Genomic DNA, 14913 nt, shown 5'->3' with positions numbered 1-14913 from the left:
TGACTGCTCAACGTCTCGCCCTGGCAAGGACCGGGTGCGCGACGCCGGACGGGCCGGGCCTGTGGATTTCCCCTGGTCGTGATGTCGCGGAGGGAGCCGGACGACTCGTCCGGCCACTGGGTGGCCGAACCGCGGAATCATCGCCAACCGATCCCGTCCGTGACATGAATCTCAGAACAACAGCGCGGACATCTTACGCCGATAGCGCCCGACCAGGTCCTCGTCCTCAATCACCCGGAACGCATCGATCAGCGATTTCTTGGCCAGGCCGTCCTCGAACGCGCGATCCTGGCGCAGCATGTCCAGGAACTGCTCCAGCGCCGCCTCGTCGTCGCCGGCGATCAGCCGATGCACGCCCAGCAGGTAGCGCGCCTTCAGGTCGGCCGGGTCCTGCGCGATCGCCGCCTGCAGCGCCTCCGCCGGCGGCGCCGCCTGTAGCGCGCTGACGAAGCCCAGCCGCGCCCGCGCCCGCACCGCGCGCTCGTCGGTGGCCAGGTTGGCCGGCAGCGCGTCGATCAGCGTCTCCGCCTCGGCGGCGGCGCCGGTCTTCACCAGCGCCAGCGCCAGGTCCAGCTTCAGTTCGTCCTTGTCCGGCTCGGCCGCCACCGCTTCGCGCAGGCGCAGCACCTCGGCGTGCGGGTCCAGCGGCGCGGCGGGCGCGTCCTCCTCGACCTCGGCCGGCGCCGGCAGCGGCACGATGCCGTGCTGGGTCAGGAACTCGCGCAGCTGGCCTTCGGGCATGGCGCCGGGGAAGCCGTCGACCAGTTGCCCGTCCTTGACCAGGAACACAGTCGGCACCGAACGGATCTGGAAGGCAGCGGCGATCTGCTGCTCCTGGTCCACGTCGACCTTGGCCAGCTCGAACGCGCCGTGGTACTCGGCGGCGAGCTTCTCCAGGATCGGGCTCAGGGTCTTGCACGGGCCGCACCAGGGCGCCCAGAAATCCACCAGCACCGGGGTCTGCAGCGATTTCTGCAGCACCTCGGCTTCGAAGGTCTCGGTCTTGGCGTCGAAAACGTGGGGCATGTCGGACATGGGGGCATCGTGGCAGGCGAAGAAGATGGCTTCTATGGTGACAGACCGGCGGCGGCGCAAGGGGAGCGGCGGCGGGCGGCGGCCTGCGCGCGGCCCCTGCGGCGCGTGATGCGGGCGGCGTCGGCGGACGCCGCGGCGCTTGCCGCCAGGCCGGCGAGAGGGTGCCAGCCGCGGCCGCAGCGGCGACAATGGGCGTTTGGCGCGCCGCAGTGGCGTGGCGGCGCAGTGCCGGGAGACAAGGTGACGAACCGATACGATCAGGCGCTGCGCTACGCGGGGCCGTTGCTGGCGATGGCCGCCGTCGCTGCGGTGGTGGGCTTCGGGCTGGCGCTGCCGGGCTACCTGCCGTGGTCGCACCCGGTCGCGCTGCTCGGTGCCCGCGGGATACCGCATGCCTGGGCGTTCGACCTGCTGGCGTTCGTGTCGCCCGGGGCGCTGGCGGCGCTGCTGGCGCTGCGCCTGTTGCAGCGCGCTGGCCGCGGCGCGCCGTGGACGCTGCGCGTCGGCGGGCAGGCGCTGCTGCTGGCCGGGCTGGCCTTCGCCGGCATGGGCCTGCTGCCGCTGGACCCGGCCGACCTGGAATCGCGCGCCACCCAGCTGCACGCCAGCGTCTGGCTGCTGTGGGTGGTGGCGCTGGTGGCGGCGGCGAGCCTGCTGGCCGCCGGCGCGTGGCGCCAGCCCGGCGCGCGCGGCTGGGCGCGTACCGCGCTGGCGGTGGCGGCGCTGGCCGCGCTCGGGGCGTTCGCGCTGGACGCGCTGCTGTCGGCGGCGGTGGCGCAGCGGCTGGTGTTCGCGCTGTGGTGGGCCTGGCTGGCGCTGTTGGCCTGCTGGCCAGGTCCGCAGGCGCTGCCGGGCGACCGCTGAAACCCTGGCCGTTGCGCAATCGGTGCCGGTCGCGGGCGGTTGCGACGCGGCACTGGACCAGGCTGGCGCGCTGCCGGCATGCCGCTGCGAGCGGCGCGGCGAGCGTGGTTTTCCCCGCAGCGGGCGCGCTGGCGGCCATCGGCGTACGCGGCGCCGCGTCGCGTCCGGGCAGGCGCCGCCGCCGCCGCTCGTCGCCGGGATTGGAGCCGCTTCCTGCGCTGCGGTACCCTTGTCCGCTTTGTTGCCGCCTGGCCCTTGCCCGTTTCCATGTCCGCCGTCGAGCCCACCGCCTACGACCCGCAGCAGGTCGAATCGTCCGCCCAGCAGTTCTGGGACGCCACCCGCGCCTTCGAGGTCAACGAGACCTCCGACAAGCCCAAGTTCTACTGCCTGTCGATGCTGCCGTATCCGTCCGGTGCGCTGCACATGGGCCACGTGCGCAACTACACGATCGGCGACGTGATCAGCCGCTACCAGCGCATGAACGGCAAGAACGTGCTGCAGCCGATGGGCTGGGACGCGTTCGGCCTGCCCGCCGAGAACGCCGCGATCAAGAACAAGACCGCGCCGGCGAAGTGGACCTACGCCAACATCGAGCACATGCGCAGCCAGCTCAAGTCGCTGGGCTATGCGATCGACTGGTCGCGCGAATTCGCCACCTGCCGGCCCGAGTACTACGTGCACGAGCAGCGCATGTTCACCCGGCTGATGCGCAAGGGCCTGGCCTACCGCCGCAACGCGGTGGTGAACTGGGACCCGGTCGACCAGACCGTGCTGGCCAACGAGCAGGTCATCGACGGCCGCGGCTGGCGCTCCGGCGCGCTGGTGGAGAAGCGCGAGATCCCGCAGTGGTTCCTGCGCATCACCGACTACGCGCAGGAACTGCTCGACGGCCTGGACCAGCTGCCGGGCTGGCCGGAGTCGGTCAAGACCATGCAGCGCAACTGGATCGGCCGCTCCGAGGGGCTGGAGATCCAGTTCGAGGTGCGCGACGCCGACGGCGCCGCGCTGGATCCGCTGCGCGTGTTCACCACGCGCCCGGACACGCTGATGGGCGTCACCTTCGTCTCCATCGCCAGCGAGCATCCGCTGGCGCTGCATGCGGCCAAGTCCAACCCGCAGCTGGCCGCATTGCTGGCCGAGCTGAAGCAGGGCGGGGTGTCCGAGGCGGAACTGGAGACCCAGGAAAAGCGCGGCATGGACACCGGCCTGGTGGCGGTGCATCCGGTCAGCGGCGAACAGGTGCCGGTGTGGGTCGCCAACTTCGTGCTGATGGGCTACGGCACCGGCGCGGTGATGGCGGTGCCCGGCCACGACCAGCGCGACTTCGAGTTCGCCAACAAGTATGCGTTGCCGATCCGTCAGGTGATCGCGCTGAAGGCGCCGAAGAACGACGAGGAGCGCAGCTGGGAACCGAGCGTCTGGCGCGACTGGTACACCGACAAGACCCGCGAGTTCGAACTGGTCAACTCGGCCGAGTTCGATGGATTGGATTACTACGGCGCGTTCGAGGCGCTGGCCGAGCGCTTCGAGCGCAAGGGCCAGGGCCAGCGCCGCATCAACTACCGCCTGCGCGACTGGGGCGTGAGCCGCCAGCGCTACTGGGGCTGCCCGATCCCGGTGATCTACTGCGCCAGCTGCGGCGCGGTGCCGGTGCCGGAAGACCAGCTGCCGGTGCTGCTGCCGGAGAACGTGGCGCTGAGCGGCACCGGTTCGCCGCTGAAGACCGATCCGGAATGGCGCAAGACCACCTGTCCGCAGTGCGGCGCGGCGGCCGAGCGCGAGACCGATACCTTCGACACCTTCATGGAGTCGAGCTGGTACTACGCGCGCTACACCTCGCCCGGCGCCAAGGACATGGTCGACAAGCGCGGCAACTATTGGCTGCCGGTGGACCAGTACATCGGCGGCATCGAGCACGCGATCCTGCACCTGATGTACTTCCGCTTCTTCCACAAGCTGCTGCGCGACGCGCGCCTGGTCGACAGCGACGAGCCGGCGACCAACCTGCTGACCCAGGGCATGGTGATCGCCGAGACCTACTACCGCGACAATGGCGATGGTTCCAAGGAGTGGATCAACCCGGCCGAGGTGGACGTGCAGCGCGACGAGCGCGGTCGCATCGTCGGCGCCAGCCTGATCGCCGACGGCCAGCCGGTGCAGATCGGCGGCACCGAGAAGATGTCCAAGTCCAAGAACAACGGCGTGGACCCGCAGGCGATGGTCGGCAAGTACGGCGCCGACACGGTGCGCCTGTTCTCGATGTTCGCCGCGCCGCCGGAGCAGTCGCTGGAGTGGAACGAGGCCGGCGTGGACGGCATGGCGCGGTTCCTGCGCCGGCTGTGGGCGCAGGTGCACAAGCACGTCGCCGACGGTGCCGCACCGGCGCTGGACGCGGCCGCGCTCACCGCCGAGCACAAGGCGCTGCGGCGCAAGACCCACGAGACCATCGGCAAGGTCGCCGACGACTACGGCCGCCGCCACAGCTTCAACACCGCCATCGCCGCGGTGATGGAGCTGACCAACGCGCTAGCCAAGTTCGACGATGCCAGCGCGCAGGGCCGCGCGGTGCGCCAGGAAGCGCTGGAAGCGGCGGTGCTGCTGCTCAATCCGATCACCCCGCATGCCAGCCATGCGCTGTGGCAGGCGCTGGGGCATGCGCCGACGCTGCTGGAAGACCTGCCGTTCCCGCAGCCGGACCCAGCCGCGCTGGTGCGCGACGCGCTGACCCTGGCGGTGCAGGTCAACGGCAAGCTGCGCGGCACCATCGAGGTCGCCGCCGACGCCCCGCGCGAGCAGATCGAGGCGCTGGCCCAGGCCGAACCGAACACCGCCAAGTTCCTGGAAGGCCTGAGCATCCGCAAGATCATCATCGTGCCGGGCAAGATCGTGAACCTGGTGGCGGCGTGAACCATCGCGCCGCGCGCGTCGCCGGCGCACGCCGCGCTCCGGCGCCGTGTCCGCCTGCGCGCGCCGCGGCACGTCTCAACCCTCGTTCACGCGGCATCCGGCAGGCTAGCCGCCTGTTGCCGCGCCCAGCCGGCTCCTCCAGACTGTGTCCATGACCCGACTCCTGCTCGCCCTCGTCCTTGCGACGTCCCTGACCGCCTGCGGTTTCCACCTGCGCGACAAGCTGACCCTGCCGGCCGGCACGCCTTCGGTGAAGGTGGTCTCCTCGGCGCCGTACAGCGAGCTGGTGAAGCTGCTCGAGCGCGGCCTGCGCGCCGCCGGCGCGGAGATCGCGCCGAAGGACGTCAACACCGGCGTGGCGCGCCTGGAAGTGTTGTCCGAACGCTGGGGCGACCTGCCGATCGCGCTCGACGCCGAAGGCCGCGCGCAGGAGTACAGCCTGCGCTACGCGGCGATCTTCGTGTTCCGCCGCGCCGACGGCAGCGTGCTGGTGCCGCAGCAGGTGATCGAGCTGTCGCGCGACTACGTGTCGCCGCCGACCGACGCCACCGGCACCACCACCGAGCGCGAGATCCTCGCCGACGAACTGCGTCGCGAGATGTCCGCCTCGATGCTGCGCCGGATCGACAGCGTGGTGCGTGCCGAAGTGCGCGCCGGCAAGGACGTCAACGCCGCGCCGCCGGCGGCGACCGGAACGCCGGTCGAAGGCAAGCCGGCGACCACGCCGCAACCTTGACCGCCTGGGTCATGCCGTCGCCATCGTCCGTGGCCGGCGGCGCGCCTTGCGCGCGTACAAGGCCCGGCGCCCGGGCGCTGCACGTTTCGCAGCGGCAGCGCGCCTGCGGCGCAGCGGCGCGCCCGAACGGCGGATGCGGCGGCATGGCCGCTCCCAACCGCGCCGACAGGGCGTAGGCTGCCGCCATGGAATTGCGCCCCGAACAACTCGTCACCCAGCCGGCCTCGCAGCCGCTGCACCCGGTCTACCTGATCGCCGGCCCGGAAACCCTGCGCGTGCTCGAAGCCGCCGACGCGGTGCGCGCACGCGCGCGCGCCGAAGGCATCGGCGAGCGCGAGGTGTTCGATGCCGATGGCCGCGATTTCGACTGGAGCCAGCTGTATTCCAGCTTCAACGCGCCGAGCCTGTTCAGCCCGCGCCGGCTGATCGAACTGCGCCTGCCCAGCGGCAAGCCCGGCAAGGAGGGCGGCGAGGTGATCAGCGCGTTCTGCGCCGATCCACCGCCGGACGTGGTGCTGCTGATCACCTGCAACGAATGGAGCAAGGCGCACCAGGGCAAGTGGGCCGACGCGGTCGGCCGGCTCGGGGTGATCGCGGTGGCCTGGGCGATCAAGCCGCACGAGCTGGGCGACTGGATCGAGCGCCGCCTGCGCAGCAAGGGCCTGCGCGCCGATGCCGGCGCGGTGCAGCGCCTGGCCGAACGGGTCGAGGGCAACCTGCTGGCGGCCGCGCAGGAGATCGACAAGCTGGCGCTGCTGGCCGACGGGCAGAGCCTGGACGTGGCGGCGATGGAGTCGCTGGTCGCCGATGCCGCGCGCTACGACGTGTTCCGCCTGGCCGAGGCCACCCTGGCCGGGCAGGCGCCGGCGGTCGGGCGCATGCTCGCCGGGCTGCGCGCCGAAGGCGAAGCGGTGGCGGCGTTGCTGCCGATCCTGATCAAGGAACTGCTGCGCACCGCGGCGCTGGCCAAGGTCCAGGCGGCCGGCGGCAACCTGGCCGCGGAGATGAAGGGGCAGGGCATCTGGGAGTCGCGCCAGGCGCCGTTCAAGCGCGCCCTGCAGCGGCATGCCGAACCGCGCCGCTGGGAACGCTTCGCCGCCGAGGCCGGGCGCATCGACCGCGTCGCCAAGGGTCGCGCCGACGGCGACGCCTGGATCGCGCTGGAGCGCCTGCTGCTGGCCATCGCCGAGGCGCGGGCGGTGCGGTTGTTGGTGGTATGAGTAGGGGCGGGACCGGGGACCGGGGACCGGGGACCCGGAAAAGCGGAAATTTGGCGAGGGCACGCGCTCTAGATTTTGCTGTTCCCGGGTCCCCGGTCCCCGGTCCCCGGTCCCCAAAGCTCCACCTGATCTACGGCGGCACCTTCGACCCCATCCACAACGGCCATCTGGCGATCGCGCGGGCGGCGCGCGAGGTGTTCGGGGTGCCGGTGCGGCTGATGCCGGCGGCCGATCCGCCGCATCGCGACGCGCCCGGGGCCGATGCGCGGCAACGCTGCGAGATGCTGGCGCTGGCGATCGCCGGCGAGCCGGGGCTGCTGCTGGACCGGCACGAACTGCAACGCGCGCTGGCGCAGCCGGGCGTGGCCTCGTACAGCATCGATACGGTGCGCGAGCTGCGCGCCGAACTCGGCCCCGCCGCGCCGCTGGCGCTGCTGGTCGGTGCCGACAGCTTCGTCGGCTTCAACGGCTGGCGCGACTGGCGCAGCCTGCTCGATGCGGCGCACCTGGTCGTCGCCGACCGCGCCGGCAGCGGCTGGGAGCGCGCGCTGCCGGCCGAACTGGCGCAGGCGGTGGCGGGGCGCTGGGCGGCCTCGCCGCAGGCGCTGACCGCGGCGCCGGGCGGCCGGCTATGGTGCCTGCGGCAGCCGCTGCGCACCGAATCGGCGAGCCAGGTGCGCGCGCGCATCGCCGCCGGCGGCGACTGGGCGCCGCTGGTGCCGGCCGCGGTGGCGGACTACATCCGTGCCGCCGGACTGTATGCGCGGGCCCCGGCCGCGGCCAGCTGAATACGCGTCTTCGCGCAGTTCCCTATAATTCGCCCCATTCCATCGAGTTCGCACCTTTGTCCAGTCAACAAGCCCACGTCATCAAGACCCAACTTCCCAACCCGCCGCCGCCGTTGCCGGTGCTGCTGGCCCATGTCCGCAACGCGCTGGAGGAACTCAAGGCCAAGGACGCGGTGGAAATCGACGTGCGCGGCAAGTCCAGCGTCACCGACTACATGATCGTCGTCTCCGGCACCTCCACCCGCCACGTCAAGTCGATCGCCGACGAGGTGATCAAGCACGCCAAGAAGCTGGACGTGATGCCGCTAGGCGTGGAAGGCGAGCGCGAGGCCGAGTGGGTGCTGGTCGATCTCGGCGACGTGGTGGTGCACGTGATGCTGCCGCGGGTGCGCGAGTTCTATGCGCTGGAGCGGTTGTGGACGGTCGGCGACCAGCCGCCGAGCGACGCGGACGACGACGCGCGCGATGCCTGATCCAACGCACCGGCGCGACGCTGCGCCGGTGGCGGATGCAACCCCGGACCTGGCGCTGTCGGCCGCGCTGGCCTGCGCCGGCAGCGCGCTGCGCAGCGCCGCGGGCGCGCGCTTCGACACGTTGGTCGCGCAACTGGAACGCAGCCGCGGCGAACTCGCCGCCTGGCGCGAGGCCTTGCCGCGCTGGCAGCAGCGCTTCCACGAACAGGTGCAGCCCTTGCTGCAGCGGCGCGACCAGCTGCATGCCGAGCGCGTGCTGGCGCTGGACGCGCTGTGCATGGCGCACAAGCTGGGCAAGGCCGACCGCGCCGCGCTGTCGGCGCAGATCTGCCTGTTGGCCGAGCCGTTGATCGAGGACGCCGGCCTGCTCGAGCTCAAACCGCTCCACGACCGCCACGCGGACACGCCGTTCGACCAACGCATCGCCGCCTCCGATGCGGCGCTGCGGGCGATGATCGCCGCGCATTTCGGCGAGGACGCCGACGCGCTGCCGTACCTGGCGACGCCGCAGGCGCTGTTCGAGCGCCTGCAGCAGCGCCGCCGACAGACTCAGGCCGCGGCGTCCGCGCGCAAGGCGAAGCAGGCGCGGCGCGCGGCGTCGGCCGCACCGGTGCCTGCATTCGATCCGCAGACCGCGCTGCGCGAGCTGTACCGCCGGCTGGCGGCGGCGCTGCACCCGGACCGTGAGGCCGATCCGCAGCAGCGCGAACGCAAGACCGCACTGATGCAACGGCTCAACGCCGCCTATGCCGACGCCGACCTGCTCGGCCTGCTCGAATTGCAGCTGCAGGCCGGCCAGCTGGACGCCGCCGCGTTCGCGACGATGGCCGACACCCGCATCGAGCGCTACAACCGCATGCTCGGCGAGCAGATGCAGGCCACGCAGGACGAACTGCGGCGCATCGACGCCGCGTTCAAGGCCGACTACGCCGTGTTCGGCACGCGCCGGCTCAAGCCGGAACGGCTGCAGGCGGCGATGGCCGAGATCAAGCGCGCGCTGCAGGACGAGATCGACGGGCTGGCCGAGGATCTGCGCGAGCTGCAACACGCGCCGAGCCTGCGGTCCTGGCTCAAGCGGCAGGACGCGCAGCCGCCCGAGGTGTCGCGCGAAGCCCTGCTGTTCCAGGCCATGCTGGACGACGCGCAACGCGACGACTAGGCGCGCGCTGGACGGCACACGTGTCGTGATCGTGGCGACGGCGCTGGCCTGCGTCTATGTGGCATCGGTCTGGCCGCAGCAGGTCATGGTCATCACCGGGACGCGCGAATGCCGTACGGCATCCTTGGACCACAATCGCTTCGGCAAACGCTTGCGGCTGCGAATGCGCGAGTCGAAGACGCTCGCGAGTCGCGTCGTTATCCGCCGAAAAATGCGTTGGCCGGATGGATCGGCGCTGCGCCGAGCGTCGCCGGCAGCACGCCGGGGACGGCGGCGCCTCGCGGGCGCCGTCGTCGTTTTGCGGCGGCCGCGTTCGCGCGCGGCCGTCGCATCTGTGGTGCCGCGCCGCCTACAGCGGCCCGCGCTCCCAAGGCCCGGTGATCGCCACGGTGATGCCCGGGGTCTGGATGTTGACGAACAGCGTGCGCGCCAGCGGATCCCAGCATGCGCCGCAGAACTCGCTGTCGCGGTAGTCGCCTTCGGCGACGGTCTTGCCGGCGTTGGCCAGCTGGGTGGAGGTCAGCGCGATGTTGTTCTTGGCCAGGTAGAACGATTCGCCGGCGCGGGTCAGGCCGATCAGCCGCGAGCCGGGGCCGTATGCGTCCGGGCTTTCGCCGCCGTCCTCGCACAGCACCACGCCGCCGCGCGCGCTGACGGTGACGTTGTCGGGGTTGTGCGCGGCCAGCTGGTCGCCGCTGACGAACAGCGCCTTGAGCCGCTGGCTCAGCAGGTCCAGTACCCACACCGCGCCATTGCCGCGGCCCTTGCGTCCCTGCGCGTCGGTGCCGGTGCTGGTGTCGACGATGAACATCTTGCCGTAGCTGTACCAGATGCCCTCGCCGCGGCTCATGCGCAGCGCGCCTTCGCTCCAGGCCTGCGCGAACGGCCCGCTCAGGGTCTCGCCGGCGCCGATGTCGGCGAAACCGCTCGGCGCGACGATGCTGTCCAGGTCCGGCTCGGGGATGTCCACCCACTCCAGGTCGAAGCTCTGCCCGACCGCGGCCACGGTGAGGTCGGCGTTGCGGCGACCCTTGACCCGCGCCGCCTGCAGCCGGCCGCCGTTCTCCAGCGAACCGTAGCGGCCGCGGCGGTCGTTGGGGATGAAGCGGTACAGGCCGGCCTTGTTGCGGTCGTCCTCGGTCAGATAGACGATGCCGGTGCGCGGGTCCACCGCCACCGCCTCGTGGCTGAAGCGGCCCAGGCCCTGCAGCGGACGGCCGCTGGTGCGCGCGCTGTCCGGGTCCACCTCGAACACGTAGCCGTGTTTGCGGCCGCTGCTGGACACCGCATCGCTCTTGATCTCCTCGCAGCTCAGCCAGGTGCCCCACGGCGTCGGACCGCCCGCGCAGTTGACCAGGGTGCCGCCCAGGCTCGGCTCCAGGCGGTCCCAGCGGCCGTTGCGGAAGCTCAGCGTAGTGGTGCCGCCGCCGGCCGGCTGGCCGTCGCCGACGAGGCCGGTGTCGTACATCGCCGGCGCCCGGATCGGTGCGGTGGCGCCGCGTTCGTGGTTGCGGATCAGCACGTATTCCATGCCGTGGCCATAAACGCGTTCGTCGCCGCGACCGCCGCCGCGCGCGCGGCGCACCGCGACCACCGCCATGCCGTCGTGGCGATCGGGGCAGGGCTGGCCATCGTCCATGCGGTCGCCGCTCCAGGCGAAGGAGCGATAGCGGAAGCCGCGCGGCAACTGCAGCAGTGGCAGGCCGGTGCTGTCGTCGGCGACGGGGGCGAGCGGGCCGTAGCGGCTCGGTACCGGCGACAACTGCGCCGCGGCGGTGGCGGCGTGCGCCTGGCGCGACTGCAGCGCGCCCAGGCTGCCGATGGCGCCCATCGCCATCGCGGCGGCGCTGCTCTTGAGGACGTGTCGGCGGGCGGGGTCGAAGACATGCATCATGCGGCTCCTGCTGGCTGAGGTGGCCCCGACCCTAGGCAGGCCGCCTAACGCGTGCGTGACATCGCGGTAGACAATTTCCGGCGCGGCTTCGTGCACGAAGCCGGTGCCGGCGCCGCTGCTTTTCCTGCCAGCAAGGCCAGGCGCTGGTTGCCGCCTGTGCGTGGCGCATGCGTCCGCCGCGCCGCCGTCGGCGCGGCGGCTATCATGTGCCGATGAAATGCCGACTCATCGCCACCGGCGAACGCGCGCCCGCCTGGGTCGCGCAGGGCTTCGCCGAATACCGCAAGCGCCTGTCGCACTGGCTGCCGCTGGAACTGGTCGAGATCGAGCCCGGGCTGCGCGGCAAGGGCCGCGATGCGCAGCGCGCGATCGAGGACGAAGGCCGCCGCGTGCTGGCGGCGCTGCCGAAGAATGCGCTGGTGGTGGCGCTGGACGTGCCCGGCAAGGCGCACAGTTCCGAGCAGCTGGCGCAGCGCATGGAACACTGGCGCGGGCAGGGGCGCGACCTGGCGCTGCTGATCGGCGGCCCCGAAGGCCATTCGCCCGAGGTGCTGGCCGTGGCCAGCGAATCCTGGTCGCTGGGGCCGTTGACCCTGCCGCACATGCTGGTGCGCCTGGTGGTGGCCGAGCAGTTGTACCGCGCCGCGGCGATGCTGGCCAACCATCCCTACCATCGCGCCTGATCGCGGATCACGGCGCGCGACACCGCGCGTCGAGCGAGCGCAGCATCTCTTTGGTGAATCCTGCTGCCACCGGCTCGCCGGCAGCGTGACCGCTGCCTGGCCGATTGGCACAGCTGCGAACGTGCAGGCGCCGATCGCCGCGACGCTGTAGCTGCAGCGCCGGCATCGCAACCGCAGGTCACGCCATGCGGCGCGCACAAAAAAGCCCGGGCTTGCGCCCGGGCTTCTCGTTTACAGCGTAACGCGTTCGATCAGTTGAACGTGTACTTGGCGCCCACCGTGAAGTAGCGGCCGACCGCGCCGCTGAAGTGCAGCGGGTTGTAGTTGACGCCGCCGTAGGTGGCCGGATCCAGCGGAGCGATCCGATCGAACACGTTCTGCACCGAGGCGTTCAGTTCGAACGCGTCGGTCACGTTCCAGCGGCCCGACATGTCGAAGGTGGTGAACGAGGCGATCTTCTCGACCGGGCTGCCGTCCGCGTAGAACGCCAGGTAGTCGCCGCCGCGACGGTCCTTGTTCTCGATGCTGTCGATGTAGTTGACGACGCCGCTGACGCTCCAGTTGCCCTGCTTCCAGGTGGTGCCGAAGTTGATGCGGTCCTGCGGGGTGCCGATGCAGTTGGTCACGTCGCAGTTGCCGTGGGTGCCGACGTAGTCGACCGTGGTGTCGCCTTCGGTCCGCTCGAACTTGAGCAGGTGGCTCCACTGCAGGTCCATTTCCAGCTGGCCCGGGCCGATCTCGAAGGTCTGGCGGACGTCGGCATCGACACCGCGCACACGCGAGGAGTTGGCGTTCACGTACGCGGTGTTGACCGCCAGGATGGTGCCGCTGTTGGCCACGCCGCCGATGTTGTTGCTGTCGCGCAGGACGTTGCCGGAGGCGATCGCGTCGGCGGTGCTGCCCTGGGCGATCTCGTTGGTGCGCTTGATCTGCCACGCATCCACGGTCAGCGAGGTGCTGGCGGTCGGCTGCAGCACGAAGCCCACCGAGTAGCTCTTGGACTCTTCCGGCTCCAGCGCCGAGTTCGGACGGGTGATGATCGCCACCGAACGCGCGGTGCACTCGTTGGCCGGATCGATGGCGCAACGCACCGGATCGCGCGCGTTGGAGAACGCGGCCAGGCCGCCGTCGCCGTTCTCGGCCGGGTTCGGCGCACGGAAACCTTCGGCGTAGCTGGCGCGCAGGGCGATCCAGTCGGTCGGGGTCCACTTCACGCCCAGCTTCGGCGTCGCCTTGCTGTCGCCGCTCTCGTACTTGTCGTAACGCACCGCCGCCGACAGTTCCAGCTGCTCCAGCACCGGCGCCGACAGCTCGGCGTAGGCGGCGTAGACGTTCTGGGTGCCGTCATAGGCCGAGTAGCCCAGGCCGATGATGTCGCCGATGTCGGTGAAGGTCTGCGGGGTCAGGCTGTTGCTGGTCTTGCGCCATTCGGTACCCAGCGCCAGGCCCAGCGGGCCGCCCTGCAGGTCGGCCAGGCTGCGCGACACGGTGAAGTCGAACATGTCCAGGCTGGACTTGGCGGTCGCGCTGATGGTCGGCGAGATGAAGTCGTACAGCGCCTGCGAGTTCAGGCTGGCGTTGTCGCCGATGCGCCAGGTGCCGGCCGGGCAGGCCGGGTTGCCCAGCACGCAGCGCACGGCGCTGTAGCGCAGGAAGCCGGTGCGCTTGTTGATCAGGTCGGTACCCGAATGCAGGTAGGCGGTGTCGTAGCTCCACTCGCCCCAGTTGCCCTTGACCCCGACCAGGAAGCGGTTGAACTCGTTGGTGTTGTCGGTCACGCGCGGGCCCACGTCCCAGGCGCTGTAGCGCACGCGCGCGGCGGTGGGCAGCGGGTTGTCCGGATGGCCGGCATAGAGCATGGTGGCGCCGGCGCCGCTGTTGGCGTTGACCGGGCCGCCGGGATAGCCCCAGCCGCCGGACACGCCGGACGGGGTGTTGGAGAACACGGTCTCCTTCTTCGAGTAGCCGATCTCGGTGTAGATCTCGCCGCCCTCGCCGAAGGCGAAGCTGGCGCGGGCGAACACGTTGACGTACTTCTCTTCCGGGCTCAGGTCGCGGTACTGCTGCGCCGGATCCCACAGGCAGCCCTGGGCCTGCGCGGTGGCATCGGTCTGGCCGGGAATGGTGGTCAGGCCGGCGCAGCCGGGCAGGGCGACCAGGTGGGCGGTGCTGTCGAACACCGAGCCGTTCGGGCCCACCCCGCCGGCAGTGCCGCCGCTGAGGTAGGCGCCGCCGAGGAACTGGGCGTCGGCGGCGTCGTAGCCGTAGCGGCGGATGTCGCCGGTGCCGATCCACTTGCGGTCCTTGCGGTCGCTGATCTTGATCGCGTCGGACTTGCCCACGTCCAGGCTGAAGAAGGCGTTCCAGCCGTCGTTGGCGAGGTTGCCGGTACCGGCGGTCAGGGTCGCCTTGCGGGCATTGCCGTCGCTGTCGCCGGACATGCCGTAGGAGCCGCGCAGGATGGCACCTTCGAAGTCGCTGCGCAGGATGATGTTGACCACGCCGGCGATCGCGTCGGAGCCGTAGATGGCCGAGGCGCCGTCCTTCAGGATGTCGATCCGCTCGACCGCGTCCAGCGGGATGGTGCTCAGGTCGGTGAAGACCTTCTGGCCGTCGTCGGCCAGGCCGTAGGTCGCCATGCGGCGCCCGTTCAACAGCACCAGGGTGGAGCCGGCGCCCAGGCCGCGCAGCGAGATGCCGGCGCCGCCGCCGGCGAAGCCGTTGCCGAAGCTCTTGGGAATCGAGCCGGCGCCGTCGGAGGTCAGGGTCTGCAGGTACTCGGCGACCGTGGACTTGCCGGTGCGGTCGATTTCCTGGCGGGTGACCACCTGCACCGGAGACGGGGTCTCGGTGTTGGTACGGGGAATGTTGGAGCCGGTGACGGTGATGCGGTCGAGGTTGGTCGCCGCCTCCTGCGCGAATGCGGCGGGAACGGCGGCAGCGGTGGCGAGGACGCCAGCGACGGACACGCAAAGGATATGGCGGCGGGTTGCACGCCGTTGGTTCAGGGTGTTCACAGTCTCTCTCCTAACTGGAAGCGCAAGTTTTGATTTCTAATTTTGCTAAAAGCGCCGGCTTATGAAGGCCGGCTGGCTCCCATCTAGGTGTATTTATCGTGAATGAATTGTGAATTTTGAATTAAAAGGCCCCG

Annotated in this window: 11 protein-coding genes; 8 read left to right on the top strand and 3 right to left on the bottom strand. The window is 70.8% G+C overall.

All coding sequences use genetic code 11. The features are described 5' to 3' along the window. Nucleotides 1-171 precede the first annotated feature (171 nt). Nucleotides 172-1035 (bottom strand): thioredoxin, encoded by an 864-nt coding sequence (trxA, locus tag VDQ83_RS07075; protein WP_455434362.1) that lies wholly within the window; start codon nt 1033-1035, stop codon nt 172-174. Between the two features lie 291 nt (nt 1036-1326). Between trxA and VDQ83_RS07070 the strand changes: the two genes are divergently transcribed. The 7 genes from VDQ83_RS07070 (at nt 1327) to VDQ83_RS07040 (ending at nt 9185) form a co-directional block, all read left to right on the top strand. Then, on the top strand, nt 1327-1899 hold the full coding sequence (locus VDQ83_RS07070; protein WP_263398416.1) for a DUF998 domain-containing protein: 573 nt from the start codon (nt 1327-1329) through the stop codon (nt 1897-1899). Between the two features lie 267 nt (nt 1900-2166). Next, complete coding sequence (gene leuS / locus VDQ83_RS07065) at nt 2167-4809, top strand: leucine--tRNA ligase (protein ID WP_455434361.1); 2643 nt, start codon at nt 2167-2169, stop codon at nt 4807-4809. Nucleotides 4810-4960: 151 nt separating this feature from the next. After that, nucleotides 4961-5545, top strand: coding sequence for an LPS-assembly lipoprotein LptE (locus VDQ83_RS07060; RefSeq protein WP_309912826.1), 585 nt, complete (start codon nt 4961-4963; stop codon nt 5543-5545). Nucleotides 5546-5730: 185 nt separating this feature from the next. Then, on the top strand, nt 5731-6765 hold the full coding sequence (gene holA, locus VDQ83_RS07055; RefSeq protein ID WP_455434360.1) for a DNA polymerase III subunit delta: 1035 nt from the start codon (nt 5731-5733) through the stop codon (nt 6763-6765). Then, nucleotides 6762-7553 carry a nicotinate-nucleotide adenylyltransferase gene (nadD, locus tag VDQ83_RS07050; protein ID WP_455434359.1) on the top strand — a complete coding sequence of 264 codons (792 nt, stop codon included), beginning with the start codon at nt 6762-6764 and terminating at the stop codon, nt 7551-7553. Before holA ends, nadD begins: the two co-directional genes overlap by 4 nt. A 56-nt stretch (nt 7554-7609) precedes the next feature. Beyond that, nucleotides 7610-8026, top strand: coding sequence for a ribosome silencing factor (gene rsfS / locus VDQ83_RS07045; protein WP_263397804.1), 417 nt, complete (start codon nt 7610-7612; stop codon nt 8024-8026). After that, entirely contained in the window at nt 8019-9185 is a 1167-nt protein-coding gene (locus tag VDQ83_RS07040) for a J domain-containing protein (protein WP_455434358.1), read from the top strand. The genes rsfS and VDQ83_RS07040 overlap by 8 nt, the downstream gene beginning before the upstream one ends. Nucleotides 9186-9534: 349 nt before the next feature. Here VDQ83_RS07040 and VDQ83_RS07035 read toward each other — a convergent pair whose 3' ends face one another. After that, entirely contained in the window at nt 9535-11076 is a 1542-nt protein-coding gene (locus VDQ83_RS07035; protein ID WP_455434357.1) for an alkaline phosphatase PhoX, read from the bottom strand. Between the two features lie 215 nt (nt 11077-11291). Here VDQ83_RS07035 and rlmH point away from each other — a divergent pair, with 215 nt between their 5' ends. Further along, nucleotides 11292-11762: a 23S rRNA (pseudouridine(1915)-N(3))-methyltransferase RlmH gene (gene rlmH / locus VDQ83_RS07030; RefSeq protein ID WP_263110001.1), complete on the top strand. Its 471-nt coding sequence runs from the start codon at nt 11292-11294 to the stop codon at nt 11760-11762. Nucleotides 11763-12013: 251 nt separating this feature from the next. On the opposite strand, the gene VDQ83_RS07025 is transcribed toward rlmH, so the two are convergent. Then, nucleotides 12014-14779, bottom strand: coding sequence for a TonB-dependent receptor (locus tag VDQ83_RS07025; protein ID WP_455434356.1), 2766 nt, complete (start codon nt 14777-14779; stop codon nt 12014-12016). Between the last annotated feature and the right edge of the window lie 134 nt (nt 14780-14913).

Source organism: Xanthomonas sp. WHRI 7945 (genome assembly GCF_035026585.1).
The sequence above is the reverse complement of the archived record's forward strand: the minus strand, read 5'-3'. Positions and strand labels throughout refer to the sequence as shown.